The 19,360-nt window shown below is 74.5% G+C and carries 19 protein-coding genes; 13 read left to right on the forward strand and 6 right to left on the reverse strand.

The window, feature by feature from the left end:
- Positions 1–149: 149 nt before the first annotated feature.
- Both ACIG36_RS07030 and ACIG36_RS07035 read right to left on the reverse strand, forming a co-directional pair.
- Positions 150–1,154 carry an alpha/beta fold hydrolase gene (locus tag ACIG36_RS07030; RefSeq protein ID WP_399923214.1) on the reverse strand — a complete coding sequence of 335 codons (1,005 nt, stop codon included), beginning with the start codon at positions 1,152–1,154 and terminating at the stop codon, positions 150–152.
- Between the two features lie 124 nt (positions 1,155–1,278).
- Positions 1,279–2,376, reverse strand: a complete 1,098-nt coding sequence (locus ACIG36_RS07035) for an NADH:flavin oxidoreductase/NADH oxidase (protein ID WP_399923217.1) — start codon at positions 2,374–2,376, stop codon at positions 1,279–1,281.
- Positions 2,377–2,695: 319 nt separating this feature from the next.
- Between ACIG36_RS07035 and ACIG36_RS07040 the strand changes: the two genes are divergently transcribed.
- The 3 genes from ACIG36_RS07040 (at position 2,696) to ACIG36_RS07050 (ending at position 5,483) form a co-directional block, all read left to right on the forward strand.
- The gene (locus tag ACIG36_RS07040) at positions 2,696–3,373 is read left to right on the forward strand and encodes a uracil-DNA glycosylase (protein ID WP_399923220.1); all 678 of its coding nucleotides are present in this window, start codon (positions 2,696–2,698) and stop codon (positions 3,371–3,373) included.
- A gap of 81 nt (positions 3,374–3,454) precedes the next feature.
- Complete coding sequence (locus tag ACIG36_RS07045; RefSeq protein ID WP_399923223.1) at positions 3,455–4,441, forward strand: N-acetylglucosamine kinase; 987 nt, start codon at positions 3,455–3,457, stop codon at positions 4,439–4,441.
- A 106-nt stretch (positions 4,442–4,547) separates the two neighbouring features.
- On the forward strand, positions 4,548–5,483 hold the full coding sequence (locus tag ACIG36_RS07050; protein WP_399923227.1) for a sirohydrochlorin chelatase: 936 nt from the start codon (positions 4,548–4,550) through the stop codon (positions 5,481–5,483).
- Positions 5,484–5,644: 161 nt separating this feature from the next.
- Here the strand turns inward: ACIG36_RS07050 and ACIG36_RS07055 are convergent, their stop codons facing one another.
- Positions 5,645–6,703, reverse strand: coding sequence for a lactonase family protein (locus tag ACIG36_RS07055; protein WP_399923229.1), 1,059 nt, complete (start codon positions 6,701–6,703; stop codon positions 5,645–5,647).
- Between the two features lie 87 nt (positions 6,704–6,790).
- Positions 6,791–8,296: an FUSC family protein gene (locus ACIG36_RS07060; protein ID WP_399923994.1), complete on the reverse strand. Its 1,506-nt coding sequence runs from the start codon at positions 8,294–8,296 to the stop codon at positions 6,791–6,793.
- 282 nt (positions 8,297–8,578) lie between these two features.
- On the opposite strand from ACIG36_RS07060, the gene ACIG36_RS07065 reads away from it, so the two are divergent.
- A complete protein-coding gene (locus ACIG36_RS07065) occupies positions 8,579–9,415 on the forward strand; it encodes an SDR family oxidoreductase (protein WP_399923232.1) in 837 nt (278 codons plus the stop codon).
- Between the two features lie 46 nt (positions 9,416–9,461).
- On the opposite strand, the gene ACIG36_RS07070 is transcribed toward ACIG36_RS07065, so the two are convergent.
- Positions 9,462–10,394, reverse strand: a complete 933-nt coding sequence (locus ACIG36_RS07070; protein ID WP_399923235.1) for a glycosyltransferase family 2 protein — start codon at positions 10,392–10,394, stop codon at positions 9,462–9,464.
- Positions 10,395–10,986: 592 nt separating this feature from the next.
- Here ACIG36_RS07070 and ACIG36_RS07075 point away from each other — a divergent pair.
- The 4 genes from ACIG36_RS07075 to ACIG36_RS07090 all read left to right on the forward strand — a co-directional run bounded on the left by ACIG36_RS07075 (position 10,987) and on the right by ACIG36_RS07090 (position 13,549).
- The gene (locus ACIG36_RS07075) at positions 10,987–11,217 is read left to right on the forward strand and encodes a DUF6480 family protein (protein ID WP_399923238.1); all 231 of its coding nucleotides are present in this window, start codon (positions 10,987–10,989) and stop codon (positions 11,215–11,217) included.
- A 113-nt stretch (positions 11,218–11,330) separates the two neighbouring features.
- Complete coding sequence (locus ACIG36_RS07080; RefSeq protein WP_399923240.1) at positions 11,331–11,813, forward strand: Lrp/AsnC family transcriptional regulator; 483 nt, start codon at positions 11,331–11,333, stop codon at positions 11,811–11,813.
- Positions 11,810–12,511 carry an HAD family hydrolase gene (locus ACIG36_RS07085; protein ID WP_399923243.1) on the forward strand — a complete coding sequence of 234 codons (702 nt, stop codon included), beginning with the start codon at positions 11,810–11,812 and terminating at the stop codon, positions 12,509–12,511. The genes ACIG36_RS07080 and ACIG36_RS07085 overlap by 4 nt, the downstream gene beginning before the upstream one ends.
- Before the next feature lie 114 nt (positions 12,512–12,625).
- On the forward strand, positions 12,626–13,549 hold the full coding sequence (locus tag ACIG36_RS07090; protein WP_399923246.1) for a D-alanyl-D-alanine carboxypeptidase family protein: 924 nt from the start codon (positions 12,626–12,628) through the stop codon (positions 13,547–13,549).
- Between the two features lie 52 nt (positions 13,550–13,601).
- Here the strand turns inward: ACIG36_RS07090 and ACIG36_RS07095 are convergent, their stop codons facing one another.
- Entirely contained in the window at positions 13,602–14,024 is a 423-nt protein-coding gene (locus ACIG36_RS07095) for a secondary thiamine-phosphate synthase enzyme YjbQ (RefSeq protein ID WP_399923249.1), read from the reverse strand.
- A gap of 64 nt (positions 14,025–14,088) precedes the next feature.
- On the opposite strand from ACIG36_RS07095, the gene ACIG36_RS07100 reads away from it, so the two are divergent.
- The 5 genes from ACIG36_RS07100 to ACIG36_RS07120 are packed head-to-tail and all read left to right on the forward strand — an operon-like array spanning position 14,089 to position 19,314.
- On the forward strand, positions 14,089–15,198 hold the full coding sequence (locus tag ACIG36_RS07100; RefSeq protein ID WP_399923252.1) for an NAD(P)-binding domain-containing protein: 1,110 nt from the start codon (positions 14,089–14,091) through the stop codon (positions 15,196–15,198).
- A gap of 45 nt (positions 15,199–15,243) precedes the next feature.
- Positions 15,244–16,008, forward strand: a complete 765-nt coding sequence (locus tag ACIG36_RS07105) for a (Fe-S)-binding protein (protein ID WP_399923255.1) — start codon at positions 15,244–15,246, stop codon at positions 16,006–16,008.
- A complete protein-coding gene (locus tag ACIG36_RS07110) occupies positions 16,005–17,474 on the forward strand; it encodes a lactate utilization protein B (RefSeq protein ID WP_399923258.1) in 1,470 nt (489 codons plus the stop codon). Before ACIG36_RS07105 ends, ACIG36_RS07110 begins: the two co-directional genes overlap by 4 nt.
- Entirely contained in the window at positions 17,471–18,136 is a 666-nt protein-coding gene (locus tag ACIG36_RS07115; protein ID WP_399923261.1) for a lactate utilization protein C, read from the forward strand. The genes ACIG36_RS07110 and ACIG36_RS07115 overlap by 4 nt, the downstream gene beginning before the upstream one ends.
- The gene (locus tag ACIG36_RS07120; RefSeq protein ID WP_399923263.1) at positions 18,133–19,314 is read left to right on the forward strand and encodes a CaiB/BaiF CoA transferase family protein; all 1,182 of its coding nucleotides are present in this window, start codon (positions 18,133–18,135) and stop codon (positions 19,312–19,314) included. The genes ACIG36_RS07115 and ACIG36_RS07120 overlap by 4 nt, the downstream gene beginning before the upstream one ends.
- Positions 19,315–19,360: the final 46 nt, after the last annotated feature.

Consider the following 19,360-nt stretch of genomic DNA (forward strand, 5'->3'; position numbering starts at 1 on the left):
CTGCGGCATCCGCCGCCCTGGACACCCGCGCCCCCCCCCCCCCCCCCCCCCCCCCCCCCCCCCCCCCCCGCCCCCCCCCCCCCCCGCCCGGGGGCCCGCCCCCCCCCCCCCCCGGGCGGGGGGGGGGGGCGCCACGGCCGGGAACCTGTCTAGCCCCGGGCCGGCAGGTGGGCCAGGAAGTCCAGGAGCGCGGCGTTGACCTCCTCTGGACGCTCCTGCTGGGTCCAGTGGCCGCAGTCGGGGAGAGTGATACTGGCGTGCAGCTTCGGCGCCAGCAGCTTCAGCGAGGACAGCAGCTCCTCGACGCCGGGGAAGGACCGCACCAGGTCCCGGTCCCCGGCCACGAACAGCGCCGGGACGTCGATGCCGCGGTCCGCGAACGGGGCGAGCAGCTCCCAGTTGCGGTCGATGTTGCGGTACCAGTTCAGGCCGCCGGTGAAGGCGCGTTCGCCGTGCTCGTCGAACTCGCGGACGAAGGCGCGGATGTCGTCCTCGGTCAGCCAGGACGGCAGCCGGTCCGGCTCCGGCATGGTGTCCAGGAGCGAGGCGCCCTCGGGGATGACCCACGGGCGGGGCGGGGCGGTGTTCGGGCTGTCGCCGGAGCCGCCGAAGAGGATGCGGCGGAACGTTCCCGTGGGGTCCTGCGCCAGTTCGGCGTCGGCCAGGCCCGGCTCCTGGAAGTAGATCTGGTAGAAGCCGTCGCCGAGCAGCGAGCGCAGCGCCGGCAGCGGCGGGACGGGACCGCGCGGGACCGGCGGGACGCTCAGCCCGGCGACGCCCCGCACGACGTCCGGGCGCAGCAGGGCGGTCGTCCAGGCGACCGGCGCGCCCCAGTCGTGGCCGACGACGACGGCGCTCTCCTCTCCCAGCGCGTGGATCAGGCCGATCACGTCACCGGTGAGGTGCAGCAGGCTGTAGGCGTCGATGTCCCGCGGCTGCTCGCTGCGGGCGTAGCCGCGCTGGTCGGGCGCCACCACCCGGTAGCCGGCCTCGGCCAGCGGCCCGAACTGGTGCCGCCAGGAGTACCAGCACTCCGGGAAGCCGTGCAGGAGCAGGACCAGCGGCCCCTGTCCCTGTTCGGCGATGTGCAGTCTGACCCCGTTCACCTCGACGAAGCTGTGCTCGACCGCGTCGGCCGCCTGTGCGCTGGTCACATGTCCTCCTGACGTCGCCCTGCCGGGCCCGGTACGTACGTGGTCAACGGCACCCGCAACGGCATTGTTCCAGGGCGGCGTTGAGCGGCGCGTACCGGGCGGCGCCGGTGGAGGGGACGGGGCGTCAGACCGCCCAGCCGTACTGGTCGGGGCGACGGGCCGGGGCGCCCAGGGCGGTGGCCGCGTCGGCCGGCCAGGAGGGGTTGCGCAGCAGTTCGCGGCCGAGCAGCACCGCGTCGGCCCGGCCGGAGGTGAGGATGTCCTCCGCCTGGCGCGGTTCGGTGATCAGTCCGACCGCGGCGACTGCCAGGCCGGTCTCCTCACGCACGCGTGCGGCGAAGGGGACCTGGTAGTCCGGGCCCACCGGGATGGTGACCCCGGGGGCGATGCCGCCGGTGGAGACGTCGAGCAGGTCCACGCCGCGGGCCTGCAGTTCCTTGGCGAGGCGCACGGTGTCGTCGGCGGTCCAGCCCTCCCGCTCGTCCCGCGGGTTCTCCGTCAGCCAGTCGGTGGCGGAGACGCGGAAGAACAGGGGCAGTTCGTCCGGCCAGACCTCGCGCACGGCGTCCACGATCTCCAGCGCGAAGCGGGTGCGGTTCTCGAAGGAGCCGCCGTACTCGTCGGTGCGGTGGTTGCTGTGCGGGGAGAGGAACTCGTGGATGAGGTAGCCGTGGGCGCCGTGGATCTCGACGACCTTGAAGCCCGCGGCGAGCGCCCGCCGCGCCGAGGCGGCGAAGGCCCGGATCACGTCCTTGATGTCGTCGGTGGTCATCTCGTGGGGCACCGGGTGTCCGTCGGCGAAGGGCACCGGCGAGGGGGCGGAGGGCCGCCAGCCGTGCGCCTCGGGGCCGACGGGCTTGCCGCCGCGCCACGGCCGGTCGGTCGACGCCTTCCGGCCGGCGTGGCCGAGCTGGATGCCGGGGACGGTGCCCTGGGCCTCCAGGAAGGAGGTGATGCGCCGGAACGCCTCCTGCTGGCGGTCGTTCCACAGCCCGAGGTCGGCGGGCGAGATCCTGCCCTCGGGCACCACGGCCGTCGCCTCCACCAGGATGAGCCCCGCACCGCCGACTGCGCGTGCCGCGAGGTGGGCGAAGTGCCAGTCGTGCGGCACACCCGCGCGGGGGCCGTCCGGGTCCGCGCAGTACTGGCACATGGGCGCCATCCAGACGCGGTTGGGGATGGTCAGCGACCGCAGGGTGAAGGGCTCGAAGAGGGTGCTCACGTCGGAACTCCGATTCGCTGTGCCGCGCGGAAGCGGCTTGATCGACTGCGTTAGTACGATACACACCGTAGTACGGCGATCGTCAAATTACGATGCCTGCCGTACAAAGGCTTTGCCGGAGGGTGTGAGCGGTGCCCGCACCGCCGGTACACCTCTTACGGCTGAATCTCCCGGAGCCCCGCCGGCGGTTACACCCACGACGTGCCCGCCCGGCTCCGGCCGCGGCTCCCTCGCTCCGGGCGGACAGGTGAATTCCCCGGGCGCGTCCGAACCTAGACTTGCGCGGCGAACAGTTTGCCCACAGGGAGGGACCGCCGTCGTGGCCGCACGACCGTTGAATGAGATCGTCGAACCGGGCTGGGCCAAGGCGCTGGAGCCGGTGGCCGGACGGGTCGCCGCGATGGGCGACTTCCTGCGCGCCGAGATCGCCGCCGGCCGGACCTACCTGCCTTCCGGCGCGAACGTGCTGCGCGCCTTCCAGCAGCCGTTCGACGACGTGCGGGTGCTGATCGTGGGTCAGGACCCCTACCCGACGCCCGGTCACGCCGTGGGCCTGAGCTTCTCCGTCGCGCCCGAGGTGCGCCCGCTGCCCGGCAGCCTGGAGAACATATTCCGTGAGCTGCACACGGACCTGGGGCTGCCCCGGCCGTCCAACGGCGATCTGACGCCCTGGACCCGCCAGGGCGTCCTGCTGCTCAACAGGGCGCTGACCACGGCACCGCGCAAGCCCGCGGCACACCGCGGCAAGGGCTGGGAAGAGGTCACCGAGCAGGCGATCCGCGCCTTGGTGGCGCGGGGCCGGCCGATGGTGGCCGTGCTGTGGGGGCGCGACGCGCGCAACCTGCGGCCGCTGCTGGAGGGGGTGCCGTGCGTGGAGTCCGCGCACCCCTCCCCCATGTCCGCGGACCGCGGCTTCTTCGGCTCGCGGCCCTTCAGCCGGGCCAACGACCTGCTGGCGCGCCAGGGTTCGGTCCCGGTGGACTGGCAGCTGCCCTGAACCCGGCCGGGGCAGTAGGGTGCGCGTCATGTCGCTGCGGACGAGCGCGCACCGCGCCCACGGGCTCGGGTGACGGGCGCCGTGGGGGTCACCTCCGGTGCGGCCGGTCATGTGCTGGGAGTCGACTCGGGCGGCTCCGGCCTCCGGGTCGCGCTGGCGGCGGTGGACGGTGACGGGCCGGTCCCGACCTGGTCCTCCCCGGTCCCGGTCGGCACCGGGCGGCGGGGCATCGACGCGCGGGCGCTGCTCGCCGCGGTGCTGCCCGCCGCTTCGGAACTGCTCGGCCGGGCCGGGGCGCGCGGCTGCGCGGCCGCCTGTGTGGGCGCGGCGGGCATGGCCATGCTCGGGGAGGACCTCCGCGCCGTCCTGCCCCGGGCCCTGCGCGAGGCGCTGGGGGTGCGCCGTCTCGCCCTGGCCTCCGACGCGGTGACCGCCTACGCGGGTGCCCTCGGGCAGCGGCCGGGCGCGGTCGTCGCGGCCGGCACGGGACTGGTCGCGCTCGGCACGGACCTCTCCGGCGAGGGCGGCTGGCGGCGCGCGGACGGCTGGGGGCATCTGCTGGGCGACTGCGGCGGGGGCGCCTGGATCGGTCGCGCGGGGCTGGAGGCCGCGCTGCGGGCCCACGACGGGCGCGCGGGCGGCTCGAGGGCACTGCTGGCCCGCGCCGAGGCGGTCTTCGGCCCGGTGCGGGAGCTGCCCGGGAAGCTGTACCCGCGTACGGACCGGCCCGCCGTGCTGGCCTCCTTCGCCCCCGAGGTGGCGCGGTGCGCGGCCGACGACGCGGTCGCGGCGGACATCCTGCGGGCGGCGGCACGCCACATCGCCGGGGCCGCCGCGGCGGTCTGTCCCTCCTCGGCAGCGGCCGTGGCGCTCACCGGCGGGCTGTTCCGGATGGGCGACCACCTTCTCACGCCATTGCACGAAGAGTTGCAATTGCAACTTCCTCACGCTCGGACGGTCGCCCCCGAGGGTGATCCACTGGCCGGATCGGTGACCGTGGCCACCGCACTCGCGACCGACGATCTGACACTGCCCGTGGACGACGTGCTGCTCCGGGTCGTTTGCTGATCACATCTGCGCTTATCGTATGAGCCATCGAATAAAACCGGACAGACGTTGCTCAGTTACCCCCACCCGAACGTCCGAGCCCCATGAACGACTAACATGCGGCGCCATGAGCTCCCCCACAGGGCCCGCGCCGGGCCTGCCTGTACGAATGCCGCGTCCCCGCCAGCCGGGACGACACCGGCGGCCGGAGCCCGTGGCCGCCCCGGCGGGTGCGCCCCCGCTGGTGCTCGCCGTGCCCGGCACACCCGACATCGCCACGCGCCACCTCGCCGAGGAGACCCTGAGCATCGCCCGCTCCGAGCTTCCCGGGCTCGACGCGCGCGTCGGCTACGTGGACGCCGAGGCCGACAGCGAGGGCTTCCCGCCCCTGGACGCCGTGCTCGGCTACGCCGCCGCCCAGCGCGCCGCTCGCGCGAGCGAAGCGCGCGAAGGAGAGTCCGCCGAGGACCCCTGGGCGCAGGCGCCCGACGCCGTCGTCGTGCCGCTGCTGGCCGGGCCGGACAGCGCCGCCCTGCGGCGGATACGCCAGTCCGTCATGAACAGCGGCTCCGCGAGCGAGCTCACCGACACGCTCGGCCCGCACCCGCTGCTCGCCGAGGCGCTGCACGTGCGGCTGTCCGAGGCCGGCCTGGCCCGCGCCGACCGCGCACGACTGTTCACAGTCGCAACCGCCGCCGATGGCATCGTGCTGGCGACGGTCGGTGGCGAGGAGGCCGTGCAGGCCGCCGGCATCACCGGCATGCTGCTCTCCGCCCGTCTGGCGGTGCCCGTGCTGGCCGCCGCGCTGGACGAGGAGGGCTCCATCGCCCGCGCCGCCGACCAGCTGCGCGGCTCCGGCTCCCGGAACCTGGCGCTGGCCCCGTGCCTCATCGGGCCCGAGGTCGACGAGACGCTGACCGCCATGGCCGCCAAGGAGGCGGGCTGCGCGGCGTCCGAGCCGCTGGGTGCCTACCCGGCGATCGGCAAGCTCGCGCTGGCCAAGTACGCCTCCGTGCTGGGCATCACCACCCAGCCGTCTCCGCAGGGCGCGTCGGCCCGCTGACGCGCACGACAGCACCGCCGGGTCGCGCGTACGTCCGTACGTACGGCCCGTGAACGGCCGCCTCTGGAGGGGCCTCCATCATTGGAGGCCCCTCCAGGCGTTCGTGGGGCCGGTGTCGTCGCAGCCGGTCGTCTCGCGACCGCTGTGTCCTCAGGCCGTCCTCAGGCGAAGAGCACGCAGGACGCCGCCGGGGCCGCGATCGAACCGGCGGGCGCGGGTATGCCCGTGTCCGGGTCGACGGTGAACCAGGTGACGTCGCCGGAGCGCTCGTTGGCGGCGTAGAGCACCGTGCCGTCCGGATGCGCGGTCAGGTCACGGGGCCAGTGCCCGCCGCAGCCGGCCGTGTGCCGGAGCTCGGCGTGGTCGCCCGGGGCGTCGAGGGCGAGGGTGGCGATGCTGTCGTGCCCTCGGACGGCCGCCCACAGGAACCGGCCGTCGGCGGAGACCACGGGCGCCGACGGATAGCAGGCCGTCTCCACGCCCGGAGGCACCACGCGCACCTCGCCGGCCGGCTCCAGCGTCCCCGTCGCCGCGTCCCAGCGGCAGAGCGTGACGGTGGGCGTCAGCTCGTTGAGGATGTACGCGCGGTCGCCGCGCGGATGGAAGACGAGATGGCGGGGCCCGCTTCCGGGCCGCAGCCGCGTCTCCCCGTGCCGCACCGGGTCGCCGGTCACCGGGTCGAGGGCGTACGTCCACACGGAGTCGGTGCCGAGGTCGACGGCGAGCACCCAGCGCCCCGAGGGGTCGGTGACGACGGCGTGCGCGTGCGGACCGGCCTGACGGTCGCTCACCGGGCCGCTGCCGCGGTGCGGGAGCACCGCCGAGGGTTCGCCGAGCAGCCCGCCGGTGCGGATCGGCAGGACGCTGACGCTGCCGGAGCCGTAGTTGGCGGTGAGCAGACGGGCTCCGGCGACGGCGAGGTGCGTGGGGCCGTCGCCGCGCACGCCGACGGGTGCCCCGAGCGGTTCGGGGCGCGCGGGGTCGGCCAGGGAGAACGCCGCCGCGGCCCCTTCGTCGCTCTCGCTCACCGCGTAGAGCACGTCACCGCCGGGCGAGAGGGCGAGGTAGGAGGGGTTGGGCACCACGTCGGTGGAGTACACGGGTTTCAGGGCGCCGGTGGCGCCGTCGGCCTCGGCGACGGTCAGACCCCGGCCGCCCGCCTGTGTGAACGACCCGATGTACGCCCACCGCCGGCCGTCCCGCGCCGTCGTTCCTGCCATCGCCCGCCCCTCCCGTCGAACCATCCGGTGCGTCCGACGCTACACGCCGCCACTGACAGTGACGTTCCGTGGCCCGCCGGAGGACCGTCAGGCCTCGGCGAAGACTCCGCGCGGGCCGTTGCGCAGGGGCGTGGCCAGTGATGCGAGCGAGGCCTCGAGGTCGTGCAGGTGCGCGAGGGCCCTCTCGGCACCGGGGTGGTGGTGCGGGACAGCGTCCGGCTCGGCGGCCGGCAGTGGCTCGTCCGGGGCGGCGAGGGCGAGGAGCGCGCTCTCGACCCGCTGGCAGGCGGCGGTCAGCCGGGCATCGTGGGAGGCGTCGGGATCGGCGGCGACCTCGGCGAGGCCGCGGGCCTGCCGGACGCAGTCGTCCAGATGCGCCATGACCTCCAGGGCGCGTTCCCGGCGGGCGCGCAGCGGGCTGAGCGGGTGCAGCAGCGGCGCGAGCGAGATCCGCACCCTGGTCAGCAGCGGCTCCAGCTCGGCGACGTGCGGCGCGGGGTCGGCACCCGCGTCGCCGGCGAGCCGCCGAGTGGACTCGGCCGTGCAGTGCCGTACGGCCAGCAGCGCGCGCCGGATCCAGGCGTCGGTGGCGGCGTGGGTGGTGACGGGCAGCACCAGGGCGACGGCGAGGGCCGCGCCCAGCGCGCCCACCAGGGTCTGCTCGAAGCGCAGGGTCAGCAGACCGGGGTGGAGCACCCCGAGCAGCCCGTACAGCAGGCCGGCCATCACGGTGACGAAGAACATCATCCAGCTGTACGAGGGCGCCGCGGTGTAGAAGATGCCGAAGACGCAGACCGCCACGAGCGCGGCGGAGGGCGCGGCCGCGCCGTGCAGCGGCACGGCGACGACGAGGCCGACGGCGATGCCGATCACCGTGCCGACGACGCGGCGGAAGCCGCGGACGAGGGTCTCGCCGCGCGAGGCGGTGTTGACGAAGATCCACCAGGCGGTGCCGACGGCCCAGTACCAGCGCTCGTCGGAGACCAGCTGGCCGACGGCGAGCGCGAAGCCGCAGGCGAAGGTGGTCTGGAACGCCTGCCGGGTGGTGGGGCGGGCGAGGCCGCGGGCGGCCGCCGGGGCCGGGACGGCGGGCGGCGGGGTGCGGCGCTCGATGCACCACAGGCCGAACCGGACGAGGCCGGACGCGACGATCGCCATGGCCACGGCACCGTACAGCTCGGGCAGCTCGCCGGGGACGGCGTGCAGGAACTGCGTGGCGAAGAACATCATGAAGCCGAAGATCCCGAGCGCCTGCCCGCGCGCTCCCCAGCGCCGCGCGTACACGCCGCAGAAGACGACGGCGAGGAAGACGCCGTCGCGCACCAGGGGCAGGCCGTGCAGTGCGGCCGCCAGGGCGAGCACGGGGAAGCCGACGGCCGGCAGCAGGGCGGTGGTGACCACCTGGCGGCGCACGGTCGGATCGCCGACGGTGAACAGGGCGAGGAGCGCCGCGAGGCCGCCCAGGATGACGGCGGGCAGCGGCAGTCCGGCCAGCTGTGCGACGGCGACCGCGAGACCGACGCCGAGCACGGCGCGCAGGCCCGTGCGCAGCCTGAGCCGGCCCGGGTCCGGTACCACGAACGCCCTCTTCAGCACTGCTTCCCGCCCCTTCGGCACTCCGGCATGAAAAAGGCGCCGCGGAAATCCCGCAGCGCCATCGACCGCACCATCACACCATCACTGCGGCTGTTGGCTCAAGGGAGTCCGGAACGGCTGGGCCATTGGCCCAGTCGTGGCGCGTAAGGGTGCGCCACGGGAGTGCCAATGGCCACGCGGAGGTACAAGGAACAGCGGAGGTGTGAGGGACACATGCCGCGCGGGACGGCGGACGAGACCCATGCGACGAGGAGCAGCACTCACGAGACGAGGAACCGTATGAACGAGCACGGAAATGCGCACGCCAACATGGACGAACAGGGAGCCCCTGCCCGCGTCGCCGTCGTCACCGGGGCGGATTCCGGAATCGGCCGCGCCACCGCGGTGCGTCTGGCCCGGCAGGGCATGGACATCGGCATCACCTGGCACAGCGATCTCGAAGGAGCCGAGGGCACCGCGGCCGAGGTACGGGCCGCGGGACGGCGGGCGGCGCTCGCGCAGATGGACCTCACCCGGCTGCCGGACGCCGCCGACGCCGTCGACCGGCTCGCCGGTGAACTGGGCCGCATCGACGTCCTCGTCAACAACGCCGGTATGGGCTCGGTCACACCGTTCCTCGATCTGGAGCTGGACGCCGTCCGCGAGGTGATCGACGTCGACCTCATCGGCCCGCTGCTGTGCGGGCAGCGTGCCGCCCGCCGCATGATCCGGCAGGGCGGCGGCGGGCGGATCGTCAACGTCACCAGCGTCCACGAGCACCAGCCGCGCGTGGGCACGGCCCCCTACTGTGCGGCCAAGGGCGGGCTCGGGCTGCTCACCCAGGTGATGGCGCTGGAGCTCGCCGAGCACGGGATCACCGTCAACGCCGTCGCGCCCGGTGAGATCGCGACGCCGATGACCGGGCAGGTGGACATCGATGTGCACGCCGTGCGCAGGCCCGGTGTCCCCGTCGGCCGCCCGGGGGACGCCCGCGAGGTGGCGGCGGTCATCGCGTTCCTCAGCGGACCGGACGCCGGCTACGTCACCGGCGCGTCGTGGAGCGTCGACGGCGGCATGCTGCGCATGGGCCCACACGCGGGCTCCCATCTACGGGACGACTCCTGGCGGCGTCCGTGAGACGCGACGGGTCGGTGGGCGCGGCGGCGGGAGCCTCCGGTGCCGGTCATCCGCCGCGGCCGTCCCCGCCGGTATGACGCTCCAGCAGGCGGATGTCAGCCTCCACCCCGGACGGCACCGGGCGACGGTGGGCGAGCGCCGCGGGAAGCCGGGACAGCGTGCCGCACAGGGCGTGCCGGGCGACGCGGTCGTGGCCGACGCGCACGGCGACGGCGAGGGTCCGCCGGAGGGCGAGCGGCAGGGGGCGGCGCAGCCAGGCGGTCAGCAGGGCGTCGCGGGCCATGCGGGCGTCGTGCCCCTCGCACGGCCGGACGGCCGGGCAGTGGTGGGCGACGACGTCCGGGCAGTGGGCCAGTCCCCAGCCGCGGGCGGCCAGGTCGTAGGCGAGCACGCTCTCCGCGCCGCCGGAGGACAGCAGGCGACTGAAGCCGCCCGTCTGCAGGTACGCCTCGCGGCGGACGACGGCGGCGCAGGGCGGGAAGCCGAGGACGCTGGGGCCCGGCAGGTCGGGGGCGCGGCCCAGGGGTGACGCGGCCGGGGTGTCGTCGAGTGGGTGGGGCCGGCGGTCGGCGCCGACCAGGACGCGGGCGGAGAGCAGGCCCAGGCGGGGGTGCTCGCGCATGAGGGCTTCCGCGCGGGCCAGCGCGCCCGGGGCCCACCAGGAGTCGTCGTCGCTGAAGGCGATGAGGGGGGTCCGCAGGCGGCGGACGCCGTCGGTGCGGGCGACCACGCCCTTGTCGCGCGGCAGGCGCAGCACGAGGACGCGCGGGAAGCAGTCGCGCACCATCTCGGGGGTGCCGTCGATGGAGGCGTTGTCCACCACCACGATCCGCGGCGCCTCGGGCAGGGTGGTGAGCCGGCCCAGGGTGGCGGCCAGCGGTCCGGCGCGGTTGCGGGTGGCGATGACCACGCCGATGCCGGCAGCCGCGCCGAGGCGGGGAGTCGCGCCGGTGCCGGAGGTCCCGTAGGGGGCGGTCATGCGGGCACCGTCCGCGTCACGGACAGCGGTGCGTGGTGCGTCACCGGTGTGTTGTGCGGGACGGACCCGCGGCGCGGGGCGCCCCGGGGTGACATCCCGTCATCCGCGCGGCGTGCGGCACGCGTGCGTGCCGCACGGCCCGCACCGGCTCCGCCGGCCCCTGACCGGCCGGCGGGCGGGGTGTCCGCCGTCCTCCTCGCCGCCGCGCCGGCCCGGCCCGTCCGGGCGTGAGGGATGCGGGCGGCGCCGGGCGGGTCCGGGCTCCTCCGTGCGGCGGCCGGGCCGGTCCTTGCGGCCCGCGTGCCGGGGCAGGGCGCAAACGGGGTTCCCCATCGAGACGACTCCTTCGGTGACGGCCCCCATCCGGTGCCCCTCCCTCGGACGAGTCTCGTGCGGTGCGGTGCGCGGCGCACTTCCGTACGGCCGAACGGGCAGGTGCCGGCGGAGGGGCGGATCCGCGCCGCCCGGAGCGGCCGGTGACCGCCCGTCCGGGCGAAGAGCGGCGGGCGGCCCCACCGGCACCGGGCGCACCATGGGAGGTAGTGAGGCCGCGGACCGACGCGGAGCCACGGCGGAAAGGCCGGGTGAGACCATGACCACCGCACCGAATCCCGATCCGGACCCGGACAGCACCCCGGGTCTCGAGCCGGGCGGAGGCGTGCCACCGGGCGAGACGCCTCCCGGCGAGAGCAGCATGTCGGGCGCCGGTCCCCGGCAGCCGGACTACAACCAGCGGGGCTGGGCGGCGGGGCCGGTGCTGCTGATCGGCGTCTTCGTGCTCGTCTTCGCCGTGACCGTCATCATCTGGGCCGCGCTCGTCTGACGGGCGGCCGCGGCAGGACGGACCGGTGCTCCACTGGTGACGCGACAGCCCTCCGGATGAGCCATTGGTACAGTGCGAGGCCGTCGACACCGACCGCAAGGAGCCGATGGCCCATGGCCGTGGACGCGCTGGACGCCAGGATCCTGCGGCTGCTGCTGGAACAGCCGCGTACGAGCGTGCGCGAGTACGCGCGCGTGCTCGGCATCGCGCGCGGCACGCTGCAGGCCCGTCTCGACCGGCTGGAGCGCGACGGTGTGATCACCGGCACGGGGCCCCGCCTGTCCCCCGCGGCTCTCGGCCATCCGGTGCTGGCCTTCGTCCACATCGAGGTCACCCAGGGGCACCTGGACACGGTGGCGGGCGACCTCGGCGAAGTGCCGGAGATCATCGAGGCGTTCTCGATAACGGGCGGCGGCGACCTGATGGCCCGCGTCGTGGCGCGGGACGCGGCGCACCTCGAGGACGTCATCCAGCGGCTGGTGCAGCTGCCGGGCGTGGTGCGCACCCGTACGGAGATGGTGCTGCGGGAGCGGGTGCCGTACCGGATGGTGCCCCTGGTGGAGGCGGTGGGCCGCGCGGCCCAGCGGCCCTCGTGACGCGTACCGCCGCCGGCCGGGCGGTCGTCTTCGACCTCGACGGGACGCTGGTCGACAGCGAGCCGAACTACTTCGAGGCCGGCCGCCGGGTGCTCGCGCGCTACGGCGTCACCGGCTTCGACTGGCGGGAGCACACCCGCTTCATCGGCGTCGGCACCCGGGAGACGATGGAGACGCTGCGCCGGGAGTACGGCATCGAGGCGCCGGTCGAGGAACTGCTCGCCGCGAAGAACCGCGTCTACCTGGAGCTGGCCCGCACCCGCACCGAGGTGTTCCCCGGGATGCGCCGGTTCGTGGAGCTGCTGCACGCCGCCGGGGTGCCGCTCGCGGTGGCCTCCGGTTCCTCGCGCCCGGCCATCGAGGCCGTGCTGGCCCGCACCGGGCTGAGCGACCGCTTCGTCACCCTGGTCTCCGCCGAGGAGGTGGCCCGCGGCAAACCGGAACCGGACGTCTTCCTGGAGGCCGCGCGCCGGCTGGGTGTGCCGCCGGTGGACTGTGCGGTGGTGGAGGACTCCGCGCCCGGCGTGGAGGCGGCTCACCGGGCGGGTATGCGCTGCCTCGCCGTGCCCTATGTGCCGGTGCCGGCCGGTGACGCGGGGTTCGCCACAGTGGAGCTGCTGTTCGCGGGCGGCCAGCGGGAGTTCGACGCGGAGCGCGCCTACGCCTGGGCCATGGGCGGGGTACGGCAAGGCAGCTGAAAGGGCGTCCGGGACGCTCCGGGGGTACTCCGGGTAGGACCCGGCTTCTCCTTGCGCATGAGCTGGTGCGATTATCTGCTCGCTCATCCCAACACGCGAGGAAAAGGTCCGTACATGGAGCGAAGCGGAAGAAGATCTACGCGCCGGTGGGGCGCCGCCGTGGTCGCCTCGACCGCAGCCGTGGCCGTCGCACTCCCGACGACGACCGCCGAGGCCGCGGGCGGCCCGGACATCAGCGCCAAGGGCGCCTTCCTGCTCGACAGCGGCGCCAACCGCACCTTGTGGAGCAAGGACGCCGACACCAAGCGGCAGATGGCCAGCACCACCAAGATCATGACGGCGGTCACGGTCCTGGGCATCAAGAACGTCGATCTCAACAAGAAGATCACCATCAAGCAGTCCTACCGTGACTACGTCGCCCGCACCGGTGCGAGCACGGCGGACCTGCGCACGGGCGACCAGCTGACCGTCCGCCAGCTGATGTACGCCCTGATGCTCCCCTCCGGGTGCGACGCCGCGTACGCGCTCGCCGACACCTTCGGCAGCGGCAGCACCGAGGCGGCCCGGACCACGTCGTTCATCGCCAAGATGAACAAGAAGGCCGCCGAGCTCGGCATGAAGAACACCAAGTACGACTCGTTCGACGGCATATCGCGGGCGGGGAACAACTACACCACCCCGCGCGACTCCGCCAAGCTGGCCCGCAAGGCCCTGGCGAGCAAGACGCTGAGCACGGTCGTGCGCGCGACCAGCACCAAGCAGAAGGCCGCGAACGTCAACCGTCTCTACACCTGGTACAACACCAACAAGCTGCTGGACTCCTACCAGGGAGCGATAGGCATCAAGACCGGGACCGGCACGACCGCCGGCCCGTGCCTGATCTTCGCGGCGCAGCGCGGCAAGCGCACGGTGGTGGGCGTCATCCTCAACGACCCCACCAACCGCTACCCGGATGCCGCGAAGATGCTGGACTGGGCCTTCAAGACCAAGACGAAGGTGAAGCTGCGCCAGTTGCCGCCGTCCGCCCAGCAGGACTGACCCGGCCTCAGGCCCGACCGCCCGGCGCCGACCGTGGCCGGCCGGCCACGCCTCAGCCGAGGAACGTCAGCCGCACCTGGCGGTCGGGGTTGTCCCTGTTCGTATCGACCAGGCACACCGACTGCCAGGTACCCAGTTCCAGCCGTCCGCCGATGACCGGCAGGGTGGCGTGCGGCGGCACGAGGGCGGGCAGTACGTGGTCGCGGCCGTGGCCGCGGCTGCCGTGGCGGTGCCGCCAGCGGTCGTCGGCCGGCAGCAGGTCGCGCAGCGCCGCGAGCAGGTCGTCGTCGCTGCCGGAGCCCGTCTCCAGAATGGCCACGCCGGCGGTCGCGTGGGGCACGAAAACGTTGAGCAGGCCGTCGCGGCCGGCGGCCGCCTCGCGCAGGAACGCCTCGCAGTCGCGCGTGAGGTCGTACACCGTCTCCGAGGAGCCGGTGGTGATGTCCAGGACGTGGGTGCGGAAGGTGTCGCTCATGACCCCATCCTCTTACGCGGACCCGCCCGGGAAGAGAGCGGGCACCCACATAGTTAGTAGAAACATGAACGAAATCGGGGTGCGTGAGGTCGAGGTCGTCGTCGCTGGTGCCGGGCAGGCGGGCCTGTCGAGCGCCTACTACCTGCGTCGCACGGGCTACCGGCCGGACCGGGACTTCGTCGTCCTCGACGGCTCGCCGCGTCCGGGCGGCGCCTGGCAGTACCGCTGGCCGACGCTGACGTACGGCAAGGTGCACGGCATGCACGCCCTGCCGGGCATGGAGCTGACGGACGCGGACGACCTGCGGCCCTCCTCCGAGGTCATCGGCGGCTACTTCGCCGACTATGAGCGCGCCTTCGACCTGCGGGTGCGCCGGCCCGTCACGATCGGCGCGGTGCGCGAGGGCGACGGCGGCAGGCTGCGCGTGGAGACGTCACAGGGCGTGTGGTCGGCCAGGGCCCTGATCAACGCGACCGGCACCTGGGAGCGCCCGTTCTGGCCCCGCTACCCCGGCCAGGAGACCTTCCGCGGCCGGCAGCTGCACACCGCCGGCTATCCGGGGCCCGGGGAGTTCGCCGGACTGCGCGTGGTGGTCGTGGGCGGCGGCACCTCGGCGGTGCAGCACCTGATGGAGATCGCCGAGGTGGCGGCCGCCACCACCTGGGTGACACGACGGCCGCCGGTCTTCCGCGAGGGCCCCTTCGACGAGGCACGCGGGCGTGCCGCCGTCGCACAGGTGGAGGAACGGGTGCGCCGGGGGCTGCCGCCGCAGAGCGTGGTGTCGGTGACCGGCCTGCCCATGACGGAGGCGATGCGGCGGGCGCGGGCCGCCGGGGTCCTCGACCCGCGGCCGGCGTTCGACCGGATCACCCCGACGGGCGTGGCATGGGCCGACGGCACCGCCGTCGAGGCGGACGTGATCCTGTGGGCCACCGGCTTCCGCCCCGCCATCGACCACCTCGCGCCGCTCGGGCTGCGGGAGCCCGGCGGCGGCATCCGCCTCGAGGGCACGCGCGCGGTGCGCGACCCCCGCGTCCACCTGGTGGGCTACGGCCCGTCGGCCAGCACCATCGGCGCCAACCGGGCCGGACGGGCGGCCGTACGGGAGATCCGCGCGTTGACCGCCGCACGGTCGTCGCGACCTTCACAACCGGCGTTCGCTACGGCAGTATGAGCCGCCGGACGATCACTGGCCGGCCCGCCGGGAGGTGTCACGGGTGTGCGCGTAGGGCTGTTCGTCACCTGCGTCAACGACACGCTCCACCCGGACACCGGCCGAGCGGTCGTCGCCCTGCTCGAACGGCTCGGCGTGGAGGTCGGCTTCCCGCAGGAGCAGAGCTGCTGCGGCCAGCCGCTGTACAACACCGGCTACCGCCACCGCACCGAGCCCCTGCTGCCGCGCTGCGCCACCGCCTTCCGCGGCTACGACCACATCGTCACGCCCTCCGCCTCCTGCGCCGCCATGATCCGCGAGCACTACCCCCGGATCGCGGCCCGCGCCGCCGAGGAGAACCGGCCGGGCTCCGACCCGGCGGCCCTGGCCGAGGCCGCCGCGAGCCTGGCGCCCAGGACCTTCGAGCTCACCGAGTTCCTCGTCGATGTGCTCGGCGTGGTCGACGTCGGCGCGTACTTCCCGCACACCGTCACCTACCACCCCACCTGCCACGGGTTGCGCTCGCTCGGCCTCGGTGACCGGCCGCGGCGGTTGCTGGAACACGTCAAGGGGCTCGAGCTGCGCGAGCTCGAAGGGGCCGAGGAGTGCTGCGGGTTCGGCGGCACCTTCGCCGTCAAGAACCCCGCCGTGTCCGCCGCGATGGGCGCGGACAAGGCGCGCGCCGTCCGCGACACCGGCGCCCGCGTCGTGTGCGCGGTCGACAACTCCTGCCTGCTGCACATCGGCGGCACCCTGGCCCGCGACGGATCGCACGTACGGCCCGTGCACCTGGCGGAGATCCTGGCGAGCACGGACGGGAGGCTCGCATGAGCCGTACGTATGTAGGCATGCCGGCGTTCCCCCGGGCGGCCGCGGACGCGACCCGTGACGCCACGCTGCGGGCCAACCTCCGCCGGGCCACCCACACCATCCGCGCCAAGCGGGACCGGGCGGTCGCCGAACTGGCCGACTGGGACCGGCTGCGCGCCGCCGCGGCCGCCGTCAAGGACCGTACGCTGCGGCACCTCGACCACTACCTGGTGCGGCTGGAGGAGAGCGTCACACGGGCGGGCGGCACCGTCCACTGGGCGGCCGACGCCGCCGAGGCCAACCGCATCGTGACCGGCCTCGTCCGGGCCACGGGCGAGCGCGAGGTCGTCAAGGTCAAGTCGATGGTCACCCAGGAGACCGGCCTGAACGCCGCCCTCGAGCAGGCCGGCGTCCGGGCGTACGAGACCGACCTGGCGGAACTCATCGTGCAGCTCGCCGACGACCTGCCCTCGCACATCCTGGTCCCGGCCATCCACCGCGGCCGCGGCGAGATCCGCGACATCTTCCGCGCGCACATGGCCGACTGGGGCCGCCCCGCCCCCGAAGGGCTCACCGACCGCCCCGCCGACCTCGCCGAGGCGGCACGGCTGCACCTGCGCGAGAAGTTCCTCCGGGCCGAGGTCGGCGTCTCCGGGGCCAACTTCATGGTCGCCGAGACCGGGACGCTGGTCGTCGTCGAGTCCGAGGGCAACGGCCGGATGTGCCTCACGCTGCCGGAGACCCTGATCTCCGTCGTCGGCATCGAGAAGGTCGTCCCCACCTGGCGGGACCTGGAGATCTTCCTCCAGCTGCTGCCCCGCTCCTCGACCGCCGAGCGCATGAACCCCTACACCTCGATGTGGACGGGCACCACCGACGAGGACGGCCCGCGCGCCTTCCACCTGGTGCTGCTCGACAACGGCCGCACCGACACCCTCGCCGACCGCGTCGGCCGGCAGGCGCTGCGGTGCATCCGCTGCTCGGCCTGCCTGAACGTCTGCCCCGTCTACGAGCGCGCCGGCGGCCACGCCTACGGCTCGCCCTATCCCGGCCCCATCGGCGCGATCCTCACCCCGCAGCTGCGCGGCCCGGCCTCCCCGCTGGAGGAGTCCCTGCCGTTCGCCTCGACCCTGTGCGGCGCCTGCTACGAGGTGTGCCCGGTGGCCATCGACATCCCGGAGGTCCTGCTCCACTTGCGCGAACGGGTGGTGCAGGGCGGCGAGGTGACGGTCCGGGGCGTGCGGACGGTCGTCCGGCCGGCGAAGCGGCGCGCGCCCGAGCGGGCGGTGGCGCGCACGGCCGCATGGACGCTCGGCCATCCGGCGGCCCTGCGCCGGGCGCAGCGCCTGGCGGCGCGCGCCCGCCGGTTCGCGCCCCGGCGGCTGCCCGGCCCGGTCCGGGCGTGGACGGACAGCCGTGAACTGCCGCAGGTGCCCGCCGAGTCGTTCCGGGACTGGTGGGCCAGGACCCGAGGTGAGGCCACGTGAGCGCCGATCGGAGCAGGGAGCGCGTCCTGGGGCGGGTGCGGCGCGCGCTGGCGGACGTGCCGCGCCACGAGCGGCCGCGGGACCATCCCGTGCCGCGCGACTACCTGTCCTCGCACGGCACGCACACGCCCGCCGAGGCCGCCGCCCTGCTCGCCGAGAACCTCACCGACTACCGGGCGTCCGTCCACCGCACGGGCCCGGACGGCCTGCCGGCCCTCCTGGCGGCACTGCTCGAGCGGCGGGGAGCGCGCCGCGTGGTCGTGCCGGCCGGTCTGCCGCCCGGCTGGCTCGCGGAGGCCCGTGCGGAACTGGTCCCCGACACCACCGGGCTGACGGCACGGGAACTGGACGCCGTCGACAGCGTCGTCACCGGGTGCGCGCTGGCGATCGCCGAGACCGGCACGCTCGTCCTCGACGCGGGCCCCGGGCAGGGACGCCGCCGGATCACGCTCGTGCCCGACCACCACGTGTGCGTGGTGCGTGTCGCTGACCAGGTGGTGGACTCGGTGCCGTTGGCGCTGGCGCGGCTGGATCCCCGGCGGCCCCTGACCTGGATCTCGGGCCCGTCCGCGACGAGCGACATCGAGCTCGACCGCGTCGAGGGCGTGCACGGCCCGCGGACCCTGGACGTGGTCCTTCTCGACGCGGCCGGACGCCCATGACCGCCCCGCCGCCGGCAGAGGCCGGACGGTCACTGCCCCTGCGCGGCATCACGGTCGTCGCCCTCGAACAGGCGGTCGCGGCACCCTTCGCCACCCGGCAGCTCGCGGACCTCGGCGCCCGCATCATCAAGATCGAGCGTCCCGGGCGCGGCGACTTCGCCCGCGACTACGACCGCCGGGTCAAGGGCCTGTCCGCCTACTTCGTGTGGGTCAACCGGGGCAAGGAGAGCGTGGTCCTCGACCTCAAGGACGCCGGGGACCGGGCGCTGCTCGACCGGATCGTCGCCCGCGCCGACGTCTTCGTCCAGAACCTCGGCCCCGGCGCCGCCGGGCGCCTGGGCCTCACCGGCGCCACCCTGCGCGCCGACCACCCGCGCCTGATCACCTGCGATGTCTCCGGCTACGGCACGGACGGCCCCTACCGGGACAAGAAGGCCTACGACCTGCTGGTGCAGTGCGAGGCGGGACTGGTCTCGATCACCGGCAGCCCCGGCGCCCCCGCCCGGCCCGGCATCTCCATCGCCGACATCGCCGGCGGGATGTACGCCTATACCGGCATCCTCACCGCCCTGTACGAGCGTGAGCGCACCGGCGAGGGCTCGGCGCTGTCGGTCTCGCTGTTCGACGCGCTGGCCGAATGGATGGGTCACCCCTACTTCGCCCAGGCGTACGGCGGCGAGGCCATCGCCCGCAGCGGCGCCCGGCACCCCTCCATCTCCCCTTACGGCCATTACCGTTGCGGTGACGGCGGCCGGGTGTTCCTGAGCGTGCAGAGCGACCGCGAGTGGGTGGCCCTGTGCGAACGCGTGCTCCGTCAGCCCTGGCTCACCCGTGACCCGCGGTTCGCGGACAACCCGCTGCGCCACGCGCACGACGGGGAGCTGACGGGTGTCATCGAGGAGTGCTTCGCCGCGCACACGGCGGACGGTGTCCTCGCCCTGCTGGACGGCGCGGGCATCGCCAACGCCCGGCTGCGGAGCGTCGCCGAGTTCGCCGGCCATCCCCAGCTGGCGGCACGCGACCGCTGGCGCGAATTCGCCTCCCCGGCGGGACCGTTGCGCGGGCTGCTGCCTCCGGTGGACGTGGCGGGCAGGGAGGCGGCGATGGGGGCCGTGCCGGAGCTCGGCGAGCACACGTCGGCGATACGCGCGGAGTTCACGGAGCCCGCACCCGGCTGAAGGTGGCCGCCGGGCCGGGCGGATGGTCCGCCCGGCCCGCTCTGTT

Origin of the sequence: Streptomyces sp. NPDC053048 (assembly GCF_044547045.1) — a bacterium.
Classification (GTDB): domain Bacteria; phylum Actinomycetota; class Actinomycetes; order Streptomycetales; family Streptomycetaceae; genus Streptomyces.